Origin of the sequence: Paenibacillus fonticola DSM 21315, from assembly GCF_000381905.1 — a bacterium.
Classification (GTDB): Bacteria; Bacillota; Bacilli; order Paenibacillales; family Paenibacillaceae; genus Fontibacillus; species Fontibacillus fonticola.
The window spans coordinates 14,586-39,117 of record NZ_KB907259.1 but is presented as its reverse complement, the minus strand read 5'-3'; the positions used below and the strand labels follow the sequence as shown (position 1 = coordinate 39,117).

General features: G+C 45.6%; 22 protein-coding genes. 11 read left to right on the top strand and 11 right to left on the bottom strand.

What is annotated here, in order from left to right:
• Positions 1-2: 2 nt before the first annotated feature.
• A complete protein-coding gene (locus tag G358_RS0115750) occupies positions 3-926 on the top strand; it encodes a glycine betaine ABC transporter substrate-binding protein (RefSeq protein WP_019638200.1) in 924 nt (307 codons plus the stop codon).
• A gap of 251 nt (positions 927-1,177) precedes the next feature.
• Here the strand turns inward: G358_RS0115750 and G358_RS0115740 are convergent, their stop codons facing one another.
• From G358_RS0115740 to G358_RS0115715, 6 genes are all read right to left on the bottom strand, one after another.
• The gene (locus G358_RS0115740; RefSeq protein WP_019638198.1) at positions 1,178-2,236 is read right to left on the bottom strand and encodes a glycosyl hydrolase family 18 protein; all 1,059 of its coding nucleotides are present in this window, start codon (positions 2,234-2,236) and stop codon (positions 1,178-1,180) included.
• 40 nt (positions 2,237-2,276) lie between these two features.
• Positions 2,277-4,043, bottom strand: coding sequence for a polysaccharide deacetylase family protein (locus G358_RS0115735; protein ID WP_019638197.1), 1,767 nt, complete (start codon positions 4,041-4,043; stop codon positions 2,277-2,279).
• A gap of 39 nt (positions 4,044-4,082) precedes the next feature.
• Positions 4,083-5,945 (bottom strand): glycosyltransferase family 2 protein, encoded by a 1,863-nt coding sequence (locus G358_RS0115730; protein ID WP_026342288.1) that lies wholly within the window; start codon positions 5,943-5,945, stop codon positions 4,083-4,085.
• A 33-nt stretch (positions 5,946-5,978) separates the two neighbouring features.
• Positions 5,979-7,292: a nucleotide sugar dehydrogenase gene (locus G358_RS0115725; RefSeq protein WP_019638195.1), complete on the bottom strand. Its 1,314-nt coding sequence runs from the start codon at positions 7,290-7,292 to the stop codon at positions 5,979-5,981.
• A 28-nt stretch (positions 7,293-7,320) separates the two neighbouring features.
• A complete protein-coding gene (locus tag G358_RS0115720) occupies positions 7,321-8,775 on the bottom strand; it encodes a polysaccharide deacetylase family protein (protein ID WP_019638194.1) in 1,455 nt (484 codons plus the stop codon).
• A gap of 348 nt (positions 8,776-9,123) precedes the next feature.
• On the bottom strand, positions 9,124-9,822 hold the full coding sequence (locus G358_RS0115715) for a universal stress protein (protein ID WP_019638193.1): 699 nt from the start codon (positions 9,820-9,822) through the stop codon (positions 9,124-9,126).
• 546 nt (positions 9,823-10,368) lie between these two features.
• Between G358_RS0115715 and G358_RS0115710 the strand changes: the two genes are divergently transcribed.
• From G358_RS0115710 to G358_RS0115670, 8 genes are all read left to right on the top strand, one after another.
• Positions 10,369-12,771: a Na+/H+ antiporter subunit A gene (locus tag G358_RS0115710; RefSeq protein ID WP_019638192.1), complete on the top strand. Its 2,403-nt coding sequence runs from the start codon at positions 10,369-10,371 to the stop codon at positions 12,769-12,771.
• Positions 12,758-13,180, top strand: coding sequence for a Na(+)/H(+) antiporter subunit B (locus G358_RS0115705; RefSeq protein ID WP_019638191.1), 423 nt, complete (start codon positions 12,758-12,760; stop codon positions 13,178-13,180). The genes G358_RS0115710 and G358_RS0115705 overlap by 14 nt, the downstream gene beginning before the upstream one ends.
• A gap of 4 nt (positions 13,181-13,184) precedes the next feature.
• Positions 13,185-13,523 (top strand): Na(+)/H(+) antiporter subunit C, encoded by a 339-nt coding sequence (locus tag G358_RS0115700; protein WP_019638190.1) that lies wholly within the window; start codon positions 13,185-13,187, stop codon positions 13,521-13,523.
• Positions 13,516-14,994, top strand: coding sequence for a Na+/H+ antiporter subunit D (locus G358_RS0115695; RefSeq protein ID WP_019638189.1), 1,479 nt, complete (start codon positions 13,516-13,518; stop codon positions 14,992-14,994). The genes G358_RS0115700 and G358_RS0115695 overlap by 8 nt, the downstream gene beginning before the upstream one ends.
• Before the next feature lie 79 nt (positions 14,995-15,073).
• Complete coding sequence (locus G358_RS0115690; protein WP_019638188.1) at positions 15,074-15,556, top strand: Na+/H+ antiporter subunit E; 483 nt, start codon at positions 15,074-15,076, stop codon at positions 15,554-15,556.
• The gene (locus tag G358_RS0115685; RefSeq protein WP_019638187.1) at positions 15,556-15,840 is read left to right on the top strand and encodes a Na(+)/H(+) antiporter subunit F1; all 285 of its coding nucleotides are present in this window, start codon (positions 15,556-15,558) and stop codon (positions 15,838-15,840) included. Before G358_RS0115690 ends, G358_RS0115685 begins: the two co-directional genes overlap by 1 nt.
• The gene (locus tag G358_RS0115680) at positions 15,818-16,198 is read left to right on the top strand and encodes a Na+/H+ antiporter subunit G (protein ID WP_019638186.1); all 381 of its coding nucleotides are present in this window, start codon (positions 15,818-15,820) and stop codon (positions 16,196-16,198) included. The genes G358_RS0115685 and G358_RS0115680 overlap by 23 nt, the downstream gene beginning before the upstream one ends.
• A 597-nt stretch (positions 16,199-16,795) precedes the next feature.
• Positions 16,796-17,719 (top strand): AEC family transporter, encoded by a 924-nt coding sequence (locus G358_RS0115670; protein ID WP_019638184.1) that lies wholly within the window; start codon positions 16,796-16,798, stop codon positions 17,717-17,719.
• 77 nt (positions 17,720-17,796) lie between these two features.
• Here the strand turns inward: G358_RS0115670 and G358_RS0115665 are convergent, their stop codons facing one another.
• Positions 17,797-18,405 (bottom strand): NADPH-dependent FMN reductase, encoded by a 609-nt coding sequence (locus G358_RS0115665; RefSeq protein WP_026342286.1) that lies wholly within the window; start codon positions 18,403-18,405, stop codon positions 17,797-17,799.
• A 2-nt stretch (positions 18,406-18,407) separates the two neighbouring features.
• Positions 18,408-19,394 carry a ring-cleaving dioxygenase gene (locus G358_RS0115660; RefSeq protein ID WP_019638182.1) on the bottom strand — a complete coding sequence of 329 codons (987 nt, stop codon included), beginning with the start codon at positions 19,392-19,394 and terminating at the stop codon, positions 18,408-18,410.
• 385 nt (positions 19,395-19,779) lie between these two features.
• On the opposite strand from G358_RS0115660, the gene G358_RS0115655 reads away from it, so the two are divergent.
• Positions 19,780-20,379, top strand: coding sequence for a hypothetical protein (locus G358_RS0115655; RefSeq protein ID WP_019638181.1), 600 nt, complete (start codon positions 19,780-19,782; stop codon positions 20,377-20,379).
• 506 nt (positions 20,380-20,885) lie between these two features.
• Positions 20,886-21,509, top strand: coding sequence for a hypothetical protein (locus G358_RS0115650; RefSeq protein WP_019638180.1), 624 nt, complete (start codon positions 20,886-20,888; stop codon positions 21,507-21,509).
• Between the two features lie 394 nt (positions 21,510-21,903).
• On the opposite strand, the gene G358_RS30275 is transcribed toward G358_RS0115650, so the two are convergent.
• From G358_RS30275 to groL, 3 genes are all read right to left on the bottom strand, one after another.
• On the bottom strand, positions 21,904-22,416 hold the full coding sequence (locus G358_RS30275; protein WP_019638179.1) for an SMI1/KNR4 family protein: 513 nt from the start codon (positions 22,414-22,416) through the stop codon (positions 21,904-21,906).
• Between the two features lie 75 nt (positions 22,417-22,491).
• On the bottom strand, positions 22,492-22,656 hold the full coding sequence (locus tag G358_RS34575) for an HNH endonuclease (RefSeq protein WP_169447441.1): 165 nt from the start codon (positions 22,654-22,656) through the stop codon (positions 22,492-22,494).
• Between the two features lie 254 nt (positions 22,657-22,910).
• On the bottom strand, positions 22,911-24,530 hold the full coding sequence (gene groL / locus G358_RS0115640; RefSeq protein WP_019638178.1) for a chaperonin GroEL: 1,620 nt from the start codon (positions 24,528-24,530) through the stop codon (positions 22,911-22,913).
• Between the last annotated feature and the right edge of the window lie 2 nt (positions 24,531-24,532).

Below are 24,532 nucleotides of genomic sequence, written 5' to 3'. Positions count from 1 at the left end.
TTATGAGGAACAAAAAAACGAATTTATGGATAATGTTGAGCTTGGCAGCCGTACTGCTGCTGTCGGCCTGTGGAACTTCTGGAAATGCCGGAGGGAACACCGGCAATACTGCTGGAAACACCGGAGGCAAATCACTGGGCGAGCAAGTGAAACATGAAATTATCGGCATTGATCCTGGTGCCGGCATCATGAAGGCGGCTAACGCTGCCATCGAGGAATACGGCCTTTCTGACTGGACACTGATCGAAGGCTCCGGCGCGGCTATGACGGCAACGCTGGCGAAAGCGATCAAATCCGAGCAGCCGATCATTATTACGGGCTGGACGCCGCACTGGATGTTCGCCAAATATGATCTAAAATACTTGGAGGATCCGAAGAATGTATTCGGAGAGGCGGAGGAAATCCATACTGTCGTCCGCAAGGGGCTGAAGGAAGCTCATCCGGCAGCCTATGAATTTTTGGACCGCTTCGAGTGGACCTCGGACGAGATGGGTGAAATTATGACGGCCATCCAGGAAGGACAGGATCCAGCGGAAGCGGCTAAAGCTTGGGCTGAAAGCCACAGCGACCGTGTTGACGCTTGGACGGCGGATATTCAGCCAGTAGACGGCGACACCTTTAAGCTCAGCTATGTAGCCTGGGATTCCGAAATCGCCAGCACGAATCTGCTTCAATACGTTCTGGAGAACCGCCTGGGGTATAAGGTAGAAGCGCTGCAGGTGGAAGCAGGCCCGATGTGGACGGGCGTTGCCAACGGCGATGTGGATGCAACGGCTGCAGCTTGGCTGCCGCTAACCCATGCCGATTACTGGGATAAGTTCAAGGACCAAGTAGAGGATCTCGGCGCGAACATGACAGGAGTAAGAACAGGACTAGTCGTTCCTTCTTATGTAGAAGCCAATTCTATTGAGGACTTGAATCAATAATCAAAATCATTTAAGCCGGTTTAGCCAATAATCGGTTTAATGAATAATCGGTTTAAACAAATCATCAGCATAATTAAATAAATAGGCGCACTTAAGCATGGAACCCATCCCGCTAAGCGGGATGGGTTCCTTGTATAAGAAAAGGGAGTACATCTACCTTACCACCCCTTCCTTAAAGCAACATTACGGCAACCTGAAAACGAAATTAAAAAGATGAACGCATGGGGACCGCACCACAATTTGATCTTATCCTACAAATGCTTTATCTTGTCGAGCGTAACCTTCTCAAACTCTCCTAGTCTCCACAATACAAAGTTGTAGTAGCCCGATTGCCCGGCAACGTCAATCCACTGGGTTATCGTTTCCGCATCTGCATACCAAACCGTATGCTTCTCCCCGCTGCTATCCTTGTAAGTAAAATACAGACATCCGCTTGCGGCATCCCGCTTCGGTTCGGCCTTACTCTGCTGCAGCAATTCTACCGCCTGCTTCTCTGTCAAGGACTTGACCTGCCCTGAATCAGCCCAATCGAATCCGCCCACGGACAGGGCAATCGCGTTTTCTCCAGGCAGCTGCTCCATGCGGCTAGCCAGCTTGGCAATGAAGGCATGGTCTGCTTTCGGGCCTGGACCGCTATGGTTGCCAAACAAATTGTAGGCCATCATCACATATACCGGACCCTCCGGCAGCCTCAATCGCTCGATAGGTGTCCGCGGCTCAAGAATGACACGCAGCGACTTTTCCTTCGCCTGCAGCTGCTGATAGAGTTCTTTGTAAAAAATACACACGTTTTCCCAATCGGCTTCGCCAATTTTCTCGTAATCTATTTCTACACCGTCGAAGTCGTACTTATTTACTGCATTCATAATTTCCTTAATATGCTGGGCCCGACTTTCTTTCGTAGCCATAATTCTACTAACAATAGCCGGATCCTTTTGAACGGCCGTCCCGTCCTCATTCCAGCGGTCGTTGACAACCGTCAGATCAACATACGGCATGTTCTCTTTTCTGGCCGTCTCAAAAATACGAGGCAATCCCTTCTGGAAATCCTCCGTAAAATATAGCCGATCCTTACTGTCGAAATAAACAGCAAACATTTGCAGGCGGCTAAGATTGCCGGCGATTTGCTGAAAATCAGCCAAGCCGGACTCCCATTTCCAATCGACGATCCACGCGGATAAGTCCACTTCAGGCTTGTCATGGACAGCCTGAAGCGTCTGATCCGTTCGCCCCTGTCTCGTCATCCATATTACAGCAATTATAAGGATTATGATGAAGCCAGCTATAACGTATATCCATTTTTTTGTCATTAGTTTCTGACACCTTCCTCCACTTTCTTCAACCGGTCTTTTAGAAGGTGTCCATCACCCAGTTTATAGCAGTGTTGATGCCTTTTTTAATACGATGAACAATACCTTGGAATCCCTTAATTTGATTGCTGAATACTAGATTGGATTCACTGCCCTCTTGCTCTAGTAAGACCATCTCAATATCCTCGAATACGCCATCGTAAATATCATCCTTCTTATTCTGCTTGCTGTATTCCGCTTCAATGGCAAGGCCTCCTGAGCGAATTGAATCGTCAAACTCCTGTCGGTCAGCGATCACTTCGCCGTCTACCTGGACCGTCATCCGGTTCGCTTCCAATTCAATCTGCACCGCTCTGGTCTGTTGAATGTTAATCGGGTATTCCTCTTCCTTCGATCCCGCTGTGGCGACAATCTGCTCTTTTGTATAGACCGAAGCTTTATTAAAGGCGAGGTCCTCCTCACTCCATTGCAGCGGCTGCAGTTGGCCAGAGAATATGCGTTCGACCTCACCGCCTGCTCTCCTCTGTTCGATGTGCAGTTTATTGTCCGCGATAATCACCCGAACAAATGCCCCGCTCGCTTTGTCGTACCGGGCGTAAACCGTCTGCTTGCCTACTACGTTGCCCGCCAACTTCAACGCTATCACCGCGTCCTGGCTGTTCTCGCTTTGCTGCAAATACAGCATCCCCGGTGCGGCCGGAGGCGAGGTCAGTACGATCTGATTGTCGGTAAACTGCGCTGCTCCGCCAATAAGCTCCCATTGATCGGCAAGCTGATCATCACCGCGAACAAATGTCATCCCTTCACCGGTATCTTTCTGAATTTTCATCAGCAGATGATTGGTATACCAGTAAGGTGCTGCCTGAACTCTCGTTAAATCATGGACATCTCCATCGCGGGAATTAAAGGCTTCCCCTTCCCGGTTATAATGGATGCCGAACATTTCCTCGATATTTTTCGTGTTAGCATTCGCGACCAGGGGGTTCATTCCATTATACAAGGCGTTTGCATGCATGATCATATACACGTTCGGCACGAATCCCAGCTTGCTGCTGTAAATGTTCTTCATCGCCTCATAATCACTATGAATCCGCTCTTCCATTTCTGACCGGTTCTCTGCGGGAATCATATTCTCATCCCGGATAAAGTCCATCAAATAATGATTATAGTATTCAATATTCTCTTTGTTGGTCAGCTCATTCTCTTCCTTCATTCCAATGAAACGACCGTCATGATCGAAGATGTTAATATATGTAAGCCGATTCCCGTTCGTTCCAAGCTCCCAATAGCCTGACTTCATCATCTTCAGCATTTCTTTAGGCTGCACAAATTTGCGCTCGCTATTGCCCATCTTATTGGCGTAAGTGAAGAAGGTCGCTTTATAATTGTACTTTTCCAGCAGCGATTGGGAGAATAGGCTGGAATCATTCCGGCCATCTTCAAAGGATAGGAAAAGCGCCTTGTCCGGCAAAGGTTTATTACTTTGATAAAAGTCTATAACATCCTGCTGCGAAATCGTAACATAGCCCTGATCATAAAGTGCCTGAAGCTGTTGATCGAGCTGGCTCTTTGCCACTAATTTGGGAGTGGAATTTCGGCCTACACCAAAATAGGACAAGGCGATAAACCCTTCCTTATTCGTCCACTCCGCTTTGCTGGGCTCCTCGTACCTGCGAAGCCCGAATAGGGCATTGACGAGCAGGAAGCCCACAATCAACAATATCGCACTTTGCACAATAGTTTTTGTAACCTTACGCCGGTTTTTCTTGCGATAATCAAGGGCAGAACTCCGCTTCTTTTTTAACATTTCTGCCATCCTCACTATATGAATCTTCGGACGATTGCATTAGAACGGCAATCCGATTCTATTTTTATTTTTTTGCTTTCTTGCTTCTTTTTTCTGCCGTGCTTCAATATCCTGCGGCGTCTCCCTCGTCCCCCATGTCGACTTCCAGAAGGTGACCCAGGCGACAGGCATTTGCCATAGCAGCACCGCTTCGTAAAATAGACAGAACACCAGACCGTATAGCCACAGCTTGCTTTTGCGGAACAATAAATGAGCGAGACTCATAAGCATTCCCATCAATAGCAAGCCCATCAAGAAGGTACCGGGAAAAACATGATGAACGATCGGCACATAAACTAAGTTGTACAGGACTACAATAGGTGCGGCGATCGGCACGATTACACCTACGTAGAAGAACAGCGACATAAAAGGCTCCTTCCGCCAAATAAATCCGGCTGCGCGCAGCGACTCACGCAGCCACGACCGCTTCCAGCGCATTTGCTGCTTCAGGAAAACGCTCATTTTCGAAGGCACGATCGTAGAACAGATCGCGGCGTCCTGATATGCCGTGCGATGGGTTCTTAAAATGAAGTTCGTCATGCTGCGGTCGTCACCAAAGGTAGCCGGCTGTCCAAGAAACTTCTGATTCAGCCAAGCTTCGGAATGCTGCAAAATAAGATCCTTCCGATAGCAGGATAGCGGGCCGGACAAGCAGGTGACACTATCAAACCACGATTCCGCCGCTTTCATAATACGAAACGCGATATAATAGCGCACGGTTTGCAGCTTCGTAATCGAGTTTGTGTACTTGTTCTCTACGTCGGTCCGGCCAGCAACGCCGCCCATACGCGGATCCTGGAAAGGCTGCACCAGATGCTTGATCGCTGTCGGTTCCAGAAAGCTGTCGGAATCCACAAATACAACGAGATCATGCTTGGCCATTTCGACACCCTTGACTAAGGCAACTCGCTTGCCGCCGTTCTCCGGCAGCACGACCATCTTTAACCTTTCTTTCGTTGCATAGCGCTCCGCTTCATTGTGAACCATTTGAATTGTCTTTTGGATCTGCTCTACGGAGTTGTCGGTCGATCTGTCATCAACGACAATAACCTCCAGTTTGTCTATCGGGTAATCCTGGTTAATACAGCTTAATATCGTTCTGTGAATCCATTCGGCTTCATTAAAGCAGGGTATTACAATCGTTACACCGGGGGTGTAGTCCGGATTCACCGGCACATCCCGGTAAAATGCGCCAAACAAATAGCGGCTTAACAAAAATATAGCGGCGATCAGACTGTATAAATACAGCCAGAGATTATATTTGAAATAGATGACACTTTCCACGCGCATCAACATAATGACGGCGACAGCAACAAACATTAGCCCGCTTGCGGTATAAATCGAATAACCCCATCGTTTCTTCTGAAAATAATCCGTCAGCGGCTGCACGAATTGCAGCGCGGCCATCAGCTTCTCCTCACCATCCGCTTGCCGGGTAAATGTCCGGACGACATCCGCATCGATTTTCACCGAGGATTCAAACCCTTCCGGCATCGTTCCTTGAGGAATTTGAAAACGGACCTGCAGACGGTCTCCAGCCTCAAGCTTGCCTGCTGCGGGATCGATTTGAAGCAGCACTCCTGTGGATGAAATATCCACCGCCCGAGCTTTCAGGCCTGCTTTCCTTTTCTGCTTTTTTCCGATAAGCAGCACGTCAAAATCCGCGACATACCTTAAGCTGAGCAGGCGCAGCTTCTCCCTCGCTTCGAGGTCGTTGTCGTCTATATCCAGTCCCAGATCCCGCAAGCCGCGGCGGTCGAGGCGTCCGCGAATATTTTCCGGATCCGGTACGTGAGACAAAGTCCGCCTGTCCGTTTTGGGCACAGTCAATATTTCTTCCTTATTCCTCTTACTATTAATCACTGTTTGTGTCCCCAATCCATTTATTGGTCATAGCTACAACCTCCAATAATAAAACCCGTTTTGCTCATATTCTAACTTGGAATAAATCCCCTTAATATCGATCATAATTTTTATCTCGTTGCCATTGTACATTTCCTTGAAATCATCGATGCCCATCTCCGCAATCGCTGTATGGGGCACGGCGACAATGATGACGTTCAAATCCTTGAAGGAGGACATGTCTGACAGCTCAATGCCGTATTCTTCATACGCTTGACTTGGATCAACCAAAGGATCGGCAACCAGCGTCGTCACCCCATAGTCTTGCAGCTCCCGGATGATATCGGTTACCTTCGTATTCCGGATATCCGCGCAATTCTCTTTGAATGACAATCCGAGCAGACCGATTCGGGTATTTTTTATATCCAGCTGCAACCTGACTAATATTTTTATGATTTGATCGGCAATATAGGTTCCCATACTATCATTGATGTGGCGGCCGGCCAGAATGATTTTGGAATGATAGCCGGAGTCCTCCGCTTTATACGTCAAGTAATACGGATCAATGCCGATGCAATGGCCTCCAACTAATCCAGGTGTGAAGTTGAGGAAATTCCATTTCGTTCCCGCCGCGCTCAGCACAGCCTTCGTGTCGATGCCCATCCGATGGAATACCATGGACAATTCGTTCATAAAGGCGATATTGATATCCCGCTGCGCATTCTCAATCACCTTGGCCGCTTCGGCTACCTTGATGCTCTCTGCCCGGTATACTCCCGCTTCGATTACAAGCTCGTATACTTTGGCGATAATGTCCAGCGCTTCTTCATCTATACCGGATACAATCTTCACGATGCTTTCCAGCCGGTGAACCTTATCTCCCGGGTTAATCCGCTCGGGCGAATAGCCGACTTTGAAATCTTCCCCGCACCGGAGTCCCGACTCCGCTTCGAGAATAGGTATACAGACATCCTCTGTCACTCCCGGATACACCGTTGATTCATATACGACGACTGCGCCTTCGGTCAGTTTTTTCCCGACGATCCGGCTCGCGCTCTGCACATATTTCAAATCCGGGACATTTCCGCTCTGAATCGGAGTCGGTACGGCCACGAGGAAAAAGGGAATCCCCTGCAGCTTTTCCTCATCGGAGGTGAAATCAACCTCACATGCGCGGATGATGTCATCTCCCAAATCTCCAGTTGCATCGAATCCTGCCAAATAGCCGTTCACTTTAGCTTGATTGACATCAAAGCCGACCACCTTTGTCTTTCTGGAAAAGGCAACGGCTATAGGTAATCCAACATAACCAAGCCCAACTACGGCAATTCCCTTTCGCCGATCGACGATATCCTCATACAATCCCATTTTGCTCCATCTCCGTCTGTCAGATTGTTTACTCGATCAAATCTTTCATCTTCACGAATGTGTAGCCCTTGTCCTGTAATTTCTCCAATACTGTGGGCAATGCTTCTGCCGTATGGATTCCGTCGAGAATATGCAGCAGTATTACACTTCCGCTCTGCGTCTTCTTCATAATCCCTTTCACGATATCCTCCGCGCTATTGTTTACGTCCCAATCGAGTGTCGTGACATCATACATGGCAATTCGCGGATAACCTGTAGCGGCGATAATTTCTGCCGTTGCATCATCCACAACCCCGGTCGGCGGCCGGTAAAGCATAAGCGGCTGCTCTTGAATCGCCTCGGTAATCACTTGGTGCGCCTTGACTACATCTTCCTGCAATTGTTCAGGAGTTAACGTCGTCACTACCTGGTGGGCGTAGGAATGGTTCGCCACGTCATGCCCCTCTTCGATCATAGCTCTCGCCAGATTAGGATTTTGCTCCACCCCTTGCGCCCGCAAAAAGAAAGTGGCCTTGACGTCGTATTCAGCCAAAATATCCAAAATCTGTGTTACCGTTTTGTCAGTAGCCCAGTCGTCGAACGTAAGAGCGATTTCCTTCTTCCTCGTTTTAGCTTTGTAGACCAGTTCATAGGAAGTTCCTTTATAATCCGGATTGATTTTAGCCGCGTCATATCCGGGAATTTGCTCCAGCGGCTTACGCTCTCCGCCGCGCTCCACCAATTCGCTAAGCGTGACCAGCTTATAGCCGATATCCTCTGCAGCCTTAGCGATAAGGCCGACCGAAGGAATCACCTCTGGATTGATGTCGGTATTCAGTGAAATAATACTTCCCCTTGATATATACCTGGCTACATAATCACCGATTTCCTGAGCGCTTTTCATATCACGGTCCTTCGGATTGATATTGTAGCTGACAACTCCCTCCATGCCGAGCTGTGCTGCTACTAGACGTATATCATCCGAATAATCGCCTGACTTCGTTCGTATATACTTAGGAGTTATGCCTGTCTCTTTCTGAATGACCTCATTGCTGAGCTTGATTTCCTTATAAATCTGTTCATATTCCAATGTTGTCAAATCCAGATGGTTTAACGTGTTGTTCTCGATTTCATGTCCTCGGGAAATAATATTTTTGGCGATGTCCGGTTCCTCCGCCACTCTGATTCCCGGTAGGAAAAAAGTAGCTTTAATATCGTACTTGTCCAGCTCATCAAGCAGTCTTTCCATCGTCTGCTTGTCACCCATTCCATTAAATGTAAGACTGAAATCTTTTTTTGCAGTATACACATATGAAATGATTCTGCTTTTCTCACCCGTATAGCGTATAATTTCCTGTCCTGCCTGGCCTAAGTCCCCCTGACTGTCTGCCGAATTGCTGCCGGAACCAAACATACCGCAGCTGGTAAGCAATGCCAAAACAGTTAACAAAGCCGTTAATCGCGCAAACGAATGAGTTCGTATAACACCTTTATAACTCTTCATTCTCTTGCTCCTTTTTGCCAAATAATAGATTAGATGCTCTCTTAATTCCTTAATCGTCCTAAATATAACAATGCTTTCTGTACATTTTCTGAACATATGTAACGAGTAATTAAGGTATAAAATGGTGAAACAATTATTTCATAGGTAGTATAACCTATCATTTAGCGGATGAGGAGGTCCAAAGACTCAAGAAACCCCGTCCAAATTATGAAAATTACGGATTTCCCGATGATCAAGCCTATCCAAAAATATAGTATAAAACAATAAGGCTGCCTCCCGTCATGGGTGACGGAAAGGCAGCCTTATTGTTTACAACGTATGTTTACTGCGTATTTTCTACTGCTTATGCTATATTAAATCATGCGTTTTATGCTCAGATTTGGCATTGGACGGCAAGTGAATGGACTCGGTTACTCTATCCTCAGCGACATGAACTTGATATGTTCTGCCCATAGAAACGAATTTGAACAAGCCGTTGTTAAAATCCGTCCCTATCTCTTTGTAGAAAATCCCTTCATAACTAATGTCCTTTTGACAAGAGAAACACAGCCGGTAGCTGTCTCCCTCCTTCAATAAATAACTGCGCACTCCCGCTTCGTACTCAATTTCCTCTTCCGTTTTAATTGTCCGGTCCAAGGATACGATATGGATGTCGACGAAAGTGATCTCTCTTAGAAGTACATTGGCAAAGGAGCCCTTCGTAATTTCCTCCCAGCGGTTCTGGGCAGTTTGTCCGATTACAATTTGCGTAACATTATATCTATGGGCAACCTCAGCAATTGCTTTGGCGATCGGCCGCTTCTCATTATCCATAAGAATAAACTCTTCAACTTCACATTCTTCAGCCAGCTCTCTCCATCTGTCGATGTAGCCGGATTTTTCCGCGTCGAATTCATCATACGGCAGCGGATCTACCGTCAAAATATATAATGGACAGTTCAGCATGCTTGCCATTTTATGACCGCGTCTGATCAACCGTTCACCATTTGGACCGTAATATACACAAACGAGAATGCTCTCATCCATACGACCCTTTACTTTCTTCATGACAAAAATTCACCTCATTAAATAATTCATTAAATTTTGCTGCCAAATACTCCATAATAATGTAAGCAACGGACGACTTCTTGAACAACATCTATAAGAAAAGCTTATGCATGGAATGTACAATTGTACAGCATGCATATTTATATTGTATAATTATATTATTATTATAATTTTTCCTTATCATTTGTTAGGAGGTCCGAAGTTGTCGATTTAGCTGCTTTGAACAACCAAACTTAAAGCTGCCGGCTTCTTTCACAGAACTCCCAATTCACTTCCTAAGCGAAGTCCTCTCTTTGATACCATAGGCCATCACAGGACTTATGGTTTCCTATTATCCCGCTTATTGACATAGGAGTCAAGCCCTGCGGGAATCCTTCTTGAAATGCTGGTTTTACTGCGTTTGGAGAAGATCAGTCTAAGAGCTTACACTTTCATTTTATCTAAAAAAAAGTAAGCCATCCTGCACAAGTATTGTACCGTCGAAAAATGTGCAAACTTTAACTAATCATAAGCTGCAACCATCATGAAGAAATTGGAGGTTTGACTTTGTTATCTGTGAACTTAGCCATTATTATTCCTTTTCTTGCTGCTGTAATCATACCACTTCTGTATACAAAGGTTTCACGCAATCATATAGGCTGGTTCGTCCTTATTGTTCCGGTCGTTCTGTTTGTTGCCCTCGCCCGCTATATCCCGTCGGTGGCCCAAGGAGCAACTTATTTAAGTACTATGACGTGGATTCCATCCTACGACATTCATTTTAACACTTATCTCGACGGGCTCAGCCTAATATTCGGTCTCTTAATTACCGGTATCGGCAGTCTTGTCGTCATCTACTCCATATATTATTTGTCCTCGGAGGAGTCCCTTAATCACTTTTATATTTACTTGCTGTTATTTATGGGGGCCATGCTTGGCGTAGTCTTCTCCGACAATTTGATGGTGTTCTATGTTTTCTGGGAGTTAACGAGTATTTCGTCCTTCCTGCTGATCGCCTTTTGGTATCACCGCAAGAGATCCCGCTATGGAGCAAAGAAGGCTCTATTAACTACGGTCACTGGCGGCATCGCCATGCTGACCAGTTTTATTATGATTTATGTGATGACAGGCACAATGAGCATCCGGGAAATCATCGCGGACATCGATCCCAATCATATGCTATTTGTACCCGCGATGCTACTGCTTCTTGTTGGAGCCTTCACCAAATCGGCCCAATTCCCGTTCCATATTTGGCTGCCCGACGCAATGGAAGCGCCGACGCCAGTTAGCGCCTATCTCCACTCCGCCACTATGGTTAAGGCTGGTATTTATTTGGTCGCCAGGTTCACGCCCGTTTTCGGCAGCCATGAAACCTGGTTTTGGCTCGTCAGCAGCGTCGGGATCATTACGCTCTTCTGGGGCTCCTTCAACGCCGTACGCCAGACAGATCTCAAGGCTCTGCTCGCCTACTCGACCATTAGCCAGCTCGGTCTCGTAATGAGCTTGTTCGGTATCGGCTCAGCGGCATTGTCCATGGGAGCTGGCAAAGAGACCGTGATCTATACCCAGGCAACCTTTGCCGCTTTGTTCCACCTGGTGAACCACTCGACCTTTAAAGGAGCACTGTTTATGGTGATCGGCATTGTGAACCACGGAGCTGGCACCCGTGACATCCGGCGGCTTGGGGGGCTCATGTCACTGATGCCGATTTCATTTACGATCGCTTTGATCGGCAGCTTTTCAATGGCGGGCCTGCCTCCTTTTAACGGTTTTTTAAGCAAGGAGATGTTCTTCGAAGCCGTAGTTAGTGTAAGTCAAACCGGCATCTTCTCTTTGCATATATCGAAGGTATTGTTCCCTGCCGTCGCCTGGATTGCCAGCGTGTTTACATTTATTTACTGCATGATCATCGTATTCAAGACGTTCCTGGGTCCTTACCAGCCGGAAAAACTGGATCATGAAGCCCATGAAGCGCCGCTTGGCATGTTAATTTCGCCGATCATTCTGGCGATTCTCGTCGTAGGCATCTTCTTCTTCCCTAACGTGCTGGGCGACTATTTGCTGCGTCCGGCGATGGCAAGCATTCTGCCTTCACTGCAGCTCGAAGGCATGGTTAAGCCGATTTCTGCCTGGCACGGATTTAATACAGCTCTGCTGATGACGATAGGGGTCATCGTTATCGGTACGTTATTATATTTGTCGATCCGGCGCTGGAAGGGAATTTATTCGCTGCTGCCTGAAAAATGGACGCTCGACAACCTGTACAACAACAGCCTGATTCAAATAGAGAAAATCTCGAACCGGTTAACTTCCTTTTATATGACGGGTCATCTGCGAAGTTATTCGATTTATATTTTCCTTTTTTTCATCGCCGCAGTCGGAGGTACGCTGCTGTTGACCGGAGCCTATTCTTTCGACTTTGCGGGCGATGCCGCGATCAGTGTATATGAAGTCGTTCTCGTACTTATCATGATCGCTGCCGGGCTAGCGATTCCAATGGCAAAATCGCGTGTGAACGCCATACTCCTCAATGGAGCACTCGGGTATTCCATGGCCCTGTTCTTCGTTGTGTTCCGCGCGCCTGACCTTGCGCTGACCCAGCTTGTCGTGGAGACAGTATCGACGGCCTTGTTCCTGCTCTGCTTTTATTATCTTCCTGAATGGAAGAAAGAGAATGCACCCCGCCGGACGAAACGAAACAACCTGATCATTTCCATCGCTGTAGGCGCGATCTTTGTATTAGTTGCGCTCGCGGTTCGGGGCGGCAAGCTGTTCGAGACGATCTCCGGCTACTTCGAGAACGCATACGAGCTTGCCGGCGGCAAGAACATCGTCAATACGATTCTCGGCGATTTCCGTGCGTTCGATACAATGCTTGAGGTTATCGTTCTCTTCATCGGCGGTTTGGGCGTCTATACGCTAATTAAGCTAAAGGCAACGAAGGAGGAACAGAAACTTGAAGATCAATGACGTTATTTTACAAACGGTTACGAAAATCGTCGTGTTCATTATTTTGACGATGGCTGTCTATTTATTCGTATCCGGGCATAACAGCCCCGGCGGCGGCTTTATTGGCGGGCTCGTGCTTGCTTCCGCACTCGTCCTGTTATTTCTTGCCTTTGATACGGAAACTATTATGAAGCGGATTCCCCTGGATTTCAAAATGGTCGCTGCTGTCGGCGCCTTCATTACGGTCGCTACGGGTGCCGCTTCCTTGTTCCTGGATATCCCTTTCTTAAGCCATGCTTATTCTTATGTTAATCTTCCTGTCTTTGGAAAAACGGGCCTCGCTACAGTTACGATCTTTGAACTTGGCGTAGCCCTCGGAGTCGTCGGTGTCGTAGTTACGATTATTCTAAGTATTAGTGAGGATGTGTAAGTGTATGGAAACGTTGATCATCATCCTGACGGGAGTGCTGGTGTCCGTTGCGACTTACTTGTTTCTCTCCAGGAATGTTATTCGGATCATTCTAGGAACGGCCGTGCTGACGCATGCAGCACATTTGCTAATTATGACGATGGGCGGACTAAAGACCGGAGGCGTGCCCGTGCTTGGGGAAGAGACAAGCACTTTTACCGATGCCCTGCCGCAAGCCCTGATCCTGACTTCCATTGTGATCAGCTTTGCAGTCACCGCCTTTCTTCTCGTACTCGCATACCGGTTGTACCAGGAGAGCAGAAGCGATGATTTAAGTGAATTAAGAGGTATGGTTAATGAGTAATATTCTTGTGCTTCCTGTCGTCATCCCGGTACTAATCGGTATTATTCTTGTATTTTTCCGGTCGCAAATCCAAATACAAAGATGGCTTAGCCTGGCCTCCATCCTGTCGGTTACGGGAATAAGCCTCTATACGCTAAACATGATTCAAAGCGAGGGAATCCTCCGCCTTGACTTCGGGGGCTGGCAGCCTCCGTTCGGCATTCTCTTTGTTGGCGATTCCTTCTCTCTGCTGTTAGTGTTTACGACGAGCCTTGTTGCCGCGGTTTGCCTAATCTATGCCTTCTACTCTATCGGGGAAAAGCGGGAGCGAATGTTCTTCTACCCGTTTGTGCTGCTCATGGTGGCTGGCGTCAACGGCTCCTTCCTGACAGGGGACTTGTTCAACCTTTATGTGTGCTTCGAAGTCATGCTGCTCGCTTCCTATGCGCTCATTACGCTTGGAGGCACCAAGCCTCAATTGAGGGAGTCCATAAAATACGTAACGATTAACGTGCTTTCCTCCTGGTTTTTTCTTGTAGCGATCGCTTACCTGTACGGTACGGTTGGCACGTTAAACATGGCCCATCTTTCCGAGCGGATTGCCGAAGCCGGGCAAACTCCGCTGCTGACCGTAATCAGCATACTGTTCCTGCTCGTCTTCGGCTTAAAGGCCGGCCTGCTGCTGTATTTCTGGCTTCCGGGATCATACAGCGTACCGCCGACAGCCGTAGCCGCATTATTCGGAGGGCTGTTGACCAAGGTCGGCATCTATGCCATGTTCCGTATGTTCACCCTGCTCTTCTATCACGAGCCAGCGATCACGCATACGATCATCGGCATCATGGCAGGCATTACGCTGATCGGGGGCTCCTTCGGGGCAATCGCTTATAAGGATATTCGCCAAATCGTATCCTTTAACGTCGTCATTGCCGTCGGTTTCATTCTGGTGGGTCTTGCAGCCGCCACTCCGGCGGCTATCGAAGGGTCAATTTATTATCTGGTGCATGACATGCTCGTTAAAGCAGCCTTGTTCCTTATCGCTGGTTCCATGGTTGCTCTTACCGGTACGCCGATGATCGACCGGATGAGCGGACTCATTCGCCACTATCCGATGTTAGGCTGGTCGTTCTTCATCATCATGCTGGCTCTTGCCGGCATACCGCCCTTGAGCGGTTTCATGGGAAAATTCCTGATCGGTCAAGGTGCCATAGAGAGCGGAGCGTATATTTTGCTTGCCCTCTCCCTTATATCCAGCATATTCGTGCTCTATTCCCTGCTGCGCATTTTCCTGAACTGCTTCTGGGGAGAATCCACGACCAGCGAGGAGGAAGTCGTTCCCCTCAGCAAAGGCTGGCTGGTCCCTTGCGTTCTGCTTACAGCCGCTTCCATCGGACTTGGGCTGGGAGCGGAATTCGTTTCGCCTTACGTCGCTGATGCGGCCAAAACGCTATCGAATCCTTACATTTATATTGATGCCGTCTTGAACAAATAATTGAAGCTATTGAAACTGACCTAAAGCGAAGTGAATGGCCCAGCTAATTTGCGCGAGATGAAGGAAGGGGGGATGTAAAATGCCTGCTCAATTTCTGCTCAATTTATTTATAGCTTTTCTATGGATGGTGCTCAATGATGAAGACGAGCTGAGATTTACGACATTTTTTGCCGGTTTTCTTGTCGGGGTAGCGATTATTTTCGTCATGCAGCGCTTTTTCGGGAAGCAATTTTATTTGCATCGGTTCTACCGGGTCGTCAAGCTGATCCTGATTTTCATTTCCGAGCTGTTCCAATCGGCTTTTGTCGTCATGAAGCATATCATCAGTCCAAAAATAGATATTAAGCCTGGTATTTTCACCTATCGGACAGCCCTGAAAAGCGACTGGGAAGTAACCACACTGGCTCTGCTGCTCACGCTTACCCCGGGCTCGGTCGTTATGGAAGTTTCGCCTGAAGGAGATACATTCTATATCCATGCGCTCGACATTGAACGTTACAAAAACGATCTTATCCGCTCTTTGGGACGGTTTGAAAAAGCAATCATGGAGGTGACTCGATAATGATCAAAATTATGCTGGGTATTTCGCTTACCCTGTTCAGCGTGGCGATCGCCATTTCTCTCTACCGTATTATCAAGGGGCCATCCCTGCCTGATCGCGTCATCGCGATGGACATGATCGGCGTCAACCTGATTTCCGGCATCGCCGCGGTATCTATAATGCTGAGGACCAAAGCTTATCTGGAGGTTATTCTCATCCTGGGCTTACTGGCCTTCATCAGTACGATTTCGCTCTCCAGATTTATCGAGAGAGGTGTTATTATTGAACGTAAACGCAGTGGGTGAGTTTGTCGGAGCCTCGCTGATTTTAGTCGGCAGCATTATTAGTGTAATTAGCGCCATTGGAATTATTCGCTTTCCGGATGTTTACACGCGCGCGCACGCAGCAACCAAAAGCTCCACCCTTGCTGTACTTTTAACCCTTATCGGAACGTTTCTCTACATTTGGTTCAGTGATGCTTTTATCAGTGTTCGGGTCATTCTGGGAATTCTGTTTGTTTTCATTACAGCTCCCGTATCCGGACATCTCATTATCCGGGCTGCCTATCGTTCAAATGTAAAGCTTTCTGATTCAACAATTGAAGATGAATTGAAGCCGGTTCTACGACCGCAGGAGCAGAAGCAAGAGCTGGAACAGATTTGACCAGCAGATTTGTAAAGCATATGAATGATTAAAAGAACGTCACCTCCCTCTCGATTGAGGAATAGGGGCGTTTTTTATCGTTACATTGTGGGATATAAGATGAACTAAAATATGGGAGACAAGCCGTCCTGGAAACATTGGAAATTACCAAGCGGCTTGACTTATCACAGAAACCTTTTGAACGAAGAGCGAGTAACCAGCTTAACACACATGAGTACAGTATTGATATTATTAATCGCCGGCAGCTTAAGCTGGAAGCTGATATGGAAAATTTAAAAAATAAAACCGTCTGATCCCTGTTGTTTCATATTAGAAATTCCGTCCTGCTCCCGCTTGGGGGCTTTTTATGTTAAATGGGGAAAGCTGCGACATCATACATGTACACACCGCCCGCGTATCGCTATTATTTCTTCAATACTATTAAATAGTGAATGGCGGCAGACAAGCCTATTTATCACAGAATCATTTATTTCCCAAATTATTCGCATGCTTTTATTTTTTTGTTCGAATTTCTGAGTTTTGCGTTTCACCATGGTATAATAACTAGGGAATCTGTTTAAGATTTCACTACTTGTTTAGAAGGAAAATAACATCGAGATGATTATTGAGATTGTAATGGATGTCGTTCTGCCCATTTTTGTGCTGATTGGACTCGGCGCGCTCATGCATCGTGCCTTTCAGCTCAATTTATATACTTTAGCGAAAATCAACTTTTATTACATCACTCCTGCTGTTGTATTCCTGAGTATGTACCAATCTGAAATGTCCCCTTTACTGTTAGGCAGTGTCACCTTATTCTATGTCTTATACGTTGCGCTGCTGTATGCTGTAAGCTCCATCGTCTGCTGGAGAAGGAAATTTAAACCGGGAATGAAGGCGGCGTTCACCAACAGCCTCATCTTGGACAATTCAGGAAACTATGGGCTCCCGATCAATCAGCTCGCATTTAAAGGCGATCCGCTTGCCGCTTCTATTCAGGCGCTCGTGATGACCTTTCAAAGCTTGGTAACCTTTACCTACGGCGTTATTTCGGTTCAACGCGCCAAATCTGGAGGGACGCTGAAGGCGGCGCTGATCGGATTTTTTAAAATGCCTGTTCCTTACGCGCTTGTTGCCGGACTAATTTTCCACGTCTTTCGCTGGCCGTTGCCTGAATTCGCCGCCAAGCCGCTAGGCTATATTGCCGATTCCATGGTTAGTATCGCCTTGCTGACGCTGGGCGCCCAAATTATCCAATATCCGCTGCGGCTTGATCGGTTAGATGTGTATATCAGTGTTGGCTTGCGGCTGCTGGTCGGCCCCGCCATCGGCTTGTTACTCATCAGCATTATCGGTTTAAAGGGGATTCCAGCACAAGCACTGCTGATCGCTTCAGGCATGCCGACTGGCGTTAACAGCACTATACTCGCTGAAGAATATGATAATGAACCTGATTTCGCTTCCCAAACCGTGCTTATTTCAACGATCTTGAACATTATTACGATTACAGCTCTGATCTCCTTAGCCAAATATGTGGCATAGGACAATCCGATCTAGCTTTCTTTCTACTAATGAAAAAAAAGCTCCCTGACGGGAGCCTTTTTCATTTACATTTTTAATTACCGGATAGTTTTCAACGCTGTGGACCATGGAATCAATTGATCGAGCATTTGATTTACGGAATCTTTTTGCACATCTTTAGGTTTGAACGTACCGTTCTCGAAGTCAGTGAATAAGGACAATGCCGGATGTACGCGTACATCCGCGACCAACAATTCGCCTAAAATACCGCGCAAATGCTCCGCTGCACGCGCCCCGCCTACAGAACCGTACGATACGATCCCCGCAGCTTTGTTATTCCACTCATCACGCAAGTAATCCAAAGCATTTTTCAGTGCGCCTGTAATGGAATGGTTATATTCTTGAACGATGAATACAAATCCATCGCAACCGCTGATTTTAGCGGACCAGCCTGCTGCGCCAGATGCATCGCCGCCGGGCTCACCTAACAGTGGCAGTTTGAACTCTGCGATGTCGATAATTTCATACTCCGCATCCCCGCGCAGATCTGCTACTTCTTTCACCCAGGCGCCAACTTGTGGACTTACACGACCTTCACGAGTACTTCCTAAAACAATTCCGATTTTCAACATTTCATTTCCTCCTATTTGCTCTTCATTTGAATTTGTATTTGTATTTAATCCGAATATCTTTCTGATAAAACTCATGATTATACCTCGTATTCTTTCGCAAAATCGATTGTGCTTCTTACTGTGTCGATGGGCCGTACAAACTTCTCAATGTGCGCTCTCTTTGGCTCCAAAAATGGGGGCAATGACAGCTTCTCACCCAATGTTTCATATTCCTCATCCCCCATAAACCCTGGTCCGTCTGTCGCCAACTCAAACAATATTTGAGGTGCAACGCGTGCATAAAGAGATTCAAAGAAGTAACGATCGATATGACCCGATGTTTGGAAACCAAAGCCTTCCAAGCGTTCCTGCCATTCATCTAACACCGCACGATCCTCTACGCGGAAGGCAGCGTGATGAACAGTACCGAAACCTTGCCGTGCATTTGGAAGCACCGTGTTATGCTCCACAACGATTTGCGCACCGTTTCCTCCCTCACCTCCTTCAAATAAATGATATGATTCCTCCTGGCCAATTTCTTTAAACAGCATAACTTTTTCAAGCACTTGTTTAAAATAATTGAAATCAGCAACCCGCACAAAAATCGGACCTAAACCTGTAATGGCATATTCCAATGGAATTGGCCCATTCTTCCAAGGGGTTCCCGAGGCCACACCTTCGTTAAACTCATCTGAAATGATTTGATACTGTTGATCGTCAAAATCAACGAAGGATACTGTCTTTTTCCCGAACTGCTCCTTAACTCCATTATGCTTTACTTGGAGCCGGTCAAACCGTTTGACCCAATAGTTTATTGCCTCATCTGTCGGTACCCTGAACGATGTTTTTGAAATTTCATTTGTGCCATGTATACCTTTAGGGATGTTAGGGAAGTCGAAAAATGTCATGTCTGTTCCGGCATTTCCCCTATCATCCGCAAAAAACAGGTGATACGTTCGAATATCGTCCTGGTTCACTGTCTTTTTCACCAAACGCATTCCTAATACGTATGTAAAAAACTCATAGTTTTTTTCCGCACTACTCGTGATGGCAGTAACGTGGTGAATTCCTTTTAAATGATTCATTTTTAACATACCCTCCTTTTAAAAACTCCATTCCAATATGATGTCAATAAAATGACATTCATATAAACTGTCTTAAATTAAACTATCTTCACTTCAAGATATGGGAGAAAAAAATTTTACTGGAAAGCATTCACCGCATGGCCACCTTCACCACAGCGCAAATGCATAACATGCTCTTTTGATTTATTTCGACATCAAGTATCTTTAATCCGAGATAAATTTAACACGATTCCTTGGCTTTGTCAATAGAATCCCTTTTAAGTTTTATGAAGCGGCTTCGGTAATAAACTATATTTTCTTCTATTAATTTGATAATCATTCTATAATTTGAAATTTAAAATCCGATATATAAATAGTAAATAAAAATGAAATGAGGTTATTTTTCTTGAAGAAAACAGTCAGTAGTATCATCGCTTTAGCAATCCTTATTTTGAGCAGTGCCGCCTATGCATGGGTCACTTACAATTGGAGAGATATCATTCCAATTTTCCCGCTTCTGCTCACCCTAATCATCTTTTTCTGTGTTAATATGGTCGCAGAAAAGAAAGGTCAAGCATTCATACTGGCCATATGTATGAGCGTAGTAGCTTGTGCCGCCCATCTATTTACAGGGATGGAGCTATTAAAAAGAGATTTTCAGCAGGAACTCGTTCAAATGGAGTATATTGCAGCTGATGACCCAACCTTAAAATCAGTGGCTAATGAATTATTGAATGAGTTTCTAATGGAATCGACCGGGTATGATGGAATCGTTGGTTATACAGTCAGTTTGACGATCGGCGAATTTACCGGAAAACGCGGACAAACCGTTTCTGATGAAGAACCAGGTGCAGCCGGAGCAATATTTCAAATTGCTAAATTCGGCATCATTTTAATCGGGCCTCTGTTCGCCATTGGGAAAAGCTTCCGAAGGGAAGAAAAAGAAGATACGGAAAGACAGCAGGAACAGGACCAAGAGCATAACAACGCTACAGAGCTTACATAACTAATTTAATGAAGAAATCTGTTTGATAAATACATATACTTAATGACAAAACCCGAAAGAAGACACTTTTAAAAAAACGTCTTCTTTCGGCTTACACTTCACTTTCACACATGGATCTTTTATAACAGCAAATTAATTATAATGATAGCTAACAATACATAAATGACGACAAAAACAATTTTATATCACATACCTGAATAAACAAAAATAACCCGCCCAGGTTAGCGCCAAGGTACGGGTTATTTTCAAGCTTATTCTTGGAGGTATTCCACCCAGGTGTTGTACCGGGAAGGCTGTGGCGCAGCCTCCTTGTTTCTATTTTTATTAGCATATTGCGGTTCATACCTCAACATCGTATGAAATTAACCGAACTTCGTTCTCGAGGAAACACTTCCTATTTGTCGAAAGAAGTAATTGTGGATTACAACTCAAAAAAGATAAAAGAAGACGAGAAGAAGTGAGCAAATACCTCAGCCGATGAGGAACATGAAAGAGAATGAATATAATTGAAATGCCTAAAACTAGCAGCATTCATTTTTACTGCCGTAGTAATCATCACGGCTTGTGGAAATGATAACGGAAAGATTGCCGAACAATCTAACAATGCTACTACAAAACAATTTGCAACCGAAGCGGAAGTGGCAGCTGATAATGACCACGAAATTAATGAATACCCAGCTTTGCTAATGGAGGCAATTACCAAGTTATATTCTGGGGAAAGTATGGATCATAAAACAATTATCTACCTATTTGACTATCCTGAACTTTTTCCTGCTGTTACCGCCGAAACGAAAAAAACAACTGATAAACAAGTAAACTCTGAAATTACAACAAGTCATCTTTTTAAAAACATCTCTCGGTATTTAGATACAATGGTGGAGGTTAGCGGACACGTTGTACAGATTAAGGAAGTAGAAGATCCTGATTCAGGAATTACAGCAGAAATTCGTATTATAGATGACAACGATAATTCCATTTTTGGTATTTACTCAAATTCAACTGGTGATATACTTGAGGGTGATTTTATAACTATGCGTGGCTTACCAACTGCGTTATTCTCGATTGAGAATATCGATGGTGGAACTACCGACACAATACTTTTAGCAGTTTCTACTATTCAAAAAAAATAGAAATACTACATATCAAATTTGATCGCCATGAAGAAGAACAACCTTAAGTTGTATTGCCGGAAATGTGATTTTTTATGTGATTTAATATAAAAGGGCTCCCTCTTGGGAGCATTTCATTCCTAGAAAATTAGTTCGATAAATCCGTGTGAGTATGATGTGTGGGTAGAGTTTGTGGGCAAATTGTGGGCATGAGATTGTTCTATTGTTGGTTTATGTATGCGGGAAGAGACCTCGTTGCTGCGGCTTCTGTTATGATTACAAAGCACCACATAAAATCATGATTTATGAGGCTATCGAACAATTCTATGGTCTTGACGGAAAATTAGAGGTCAAGTTTGTAGATTCCGAAGGAAACCAAATTAGACCGCTACGCTAAATAGCTTAAGTATTTATTTTATTCTCTGCCTGTTTTCCAATACCAGAATTTAGATCCCTGTGCAATTATAAATCGCTCTAACCAGGTTTCAAAGTTACAATAAAAACTGCTTGCTAAGTCAACAGGATTCATGCTCTCACAGAGCAGTAAATAATGTTCTTCGCCGTTTCGCCATCGACTCAAATCAATTACAATCCGATCATCGACTATATTTGCAACAACGATCTTATCGAGTTGGTAAGTAGTATCATTATAAAGAATGACGTCATCGATTGAATATATGATGTTTTCGCCACCATATTGAGGGTTCTCGAATAATGAAGCACCGTTACAGCATTTTAGAAATTGGATATAATCGTATGGAAATTCAGATGAAAAATGAATTGTTAGTTTCTGAATCTCTTCATCGATAGCTGGAGGGTTGAAATGACTACAAGCATTCACAATATCACCTCCGCTTATAATGATTTCATCACAGCCCCCATGCATTTCTTGCCGTTTTTTTAATTGAACAATTAGTTTCTGTAACATCTGTATCATCCTTTCAAAAAAAACTGACTCCATAGGCTAATATCAAAATCGTAGCACTGAAGTCAGTTTATCAGATTAATATGCAACAAACCAAGGAGTAACCACGGTTTGATGGAGCACAGTTGAGATCGGGATTAGATTATCAAAAGCATTGGTTCCACCTAAGTTACGAGGTCTTATATGGTGTATATTTGTTACACTTCCCGACCAATCCCAGGTTGTTGTTAGGATATAACTCACTATATTTCAAGCATGATTTGGTAATTCTTAATGTTCACTCTAGTTGTATTCTATCTTAAACTTATGATCATCCAGAAAATCTTGAAAAGCAAATATCAAAAATACAAAAAACCACTCCTTAATAAAATTATTAAGAAGTGGTCATTGCTTCATTTATAATTTATAACAGTGACTGCTTCACAGCTTGAAGTTAAAATAACCTCAATTTTAGAAGCTAGATGATTAAGCTGAAAGACTCGGAAGCCTTGTCAGTCTTACATCATGCCGCCCATTCCACCCATATCTGGCATAGCTGGTTTTTCTGGCTCTGGTTTGTCCGCGATTACCACTTCGGTAGTCAGGAACAATCCTGCAACGGATGCTGCATTTTGCAGAGCAGAGCGAGTAACCTTCGCAGGGTCAACGATACCTGCTTCGATCATGTTCACCCATTCGCCAGTAGCAGCGTTGAAGCCGATGCCTGGTTGTTCTTTCTTCAGGCGCTCAACGATGACAGAGCCTTCTTCGCCTGCGTTCGCGGAAATCGTACGAATTGGCTCTTCCAGAGCACGCAATACGATGCTCACGCCAGTTTTCTCGTCGCCTTCCACTGCAAGCGCAGCTACAGCATTGTATACGTTAACGAGGGCTACGCCGCCACCGGATACGATACCTTCTTCCACTGCTGCACGAGTCGCATTCAGGGCGTCCTCAATACGCAGCTTGCGCTCTTTCAATTCAGTTTCTGTTGCTGCGCCGACTTTAACTACAGCTACGCCGCCTGCCAGTTTAGCCAGACGCTCTTGCAGCTTCTCTTTGTCAAACTCGGAAGTTGTTTCTTCCAGTTGAACACGGATTTGGTTGACGCGAGCTGTAATATCGCCTTTGTCTCCGCTTCCGTCGACGATTGTCGTATTTTCTTTCGTTACGATAACTTGGCGAGCATTACCAAGCTGCTCGATGCCTGTACCCTTCAGGTCAAGACCCAATTTCTCCGTAATCACTTGACCACCTGTCAGGGCAGCGATATCCTGCAGCATCGCTTCACGGCGATCACCAAAGCCTGGCGCTTTCACCGCTACTGCGTTGAACGTACCACGCAGCTTGTTGAGGATCAGCATCGCTTGTGCTTCGCCTTCGATATCTTCAGCAATGATCAACAGCGGTCTGCTTTGCTGTACGATCTTCTCCAGAATAGGCAGAATCTCTTGTGTGCTGCTGATTTTCTTATCTGTAATCAAGATATACGGATTTTCCAGAACCGCTTCCATCTTATCTGTATCAGTAATCATATATGGCGAAATGTATCCGCGATCGAACTGCATACCTTCAACAACTTCAAGCTCAGTCAAGAAGCCGCGGGATTCTTCAACCGTAATTACACCATCTTTGCCGACCTTTTCCATTGCTTCAGCGATCAGTTCGCCAACTTCTTCGTCACCAGCAGAAATCGCCGCAACTTGAGCGATCGATTGCTTGCCTTCGATTGCTTTGGAAATCTTCTGCAGCTCTTCCACCGCTGTACGAACCGCTTTGTCGATTCCTTTACGCAGACCGATTGGGCTTGCACCTGCAGTTACGTTCTTCAAGCCTTCGCGAATCAACGCTTGAGCCAATACAGTTGCTGTTGTCGTACCGTCACCGGCGACGTCATTTGTTTTGGTGGCGACTTCTTTAACCAGTTGAGCACCCATGTTCTCGAATGCATCTTCCAGCTCGATTTCCTTCGCAATCGTTACGCCGTCATTCGTAATAAGCGGGCTGCCGAATTTCTTCTCCAGCACCACGTTGCGGCCTTTTGGACCAAGAGTTACTTTTACTGCATCTGCCAAAGCATCTACTCCGCGAAGCATCGCACGACGGGCATCTTCATTAAATTTAATGTCTTTTGCCATAA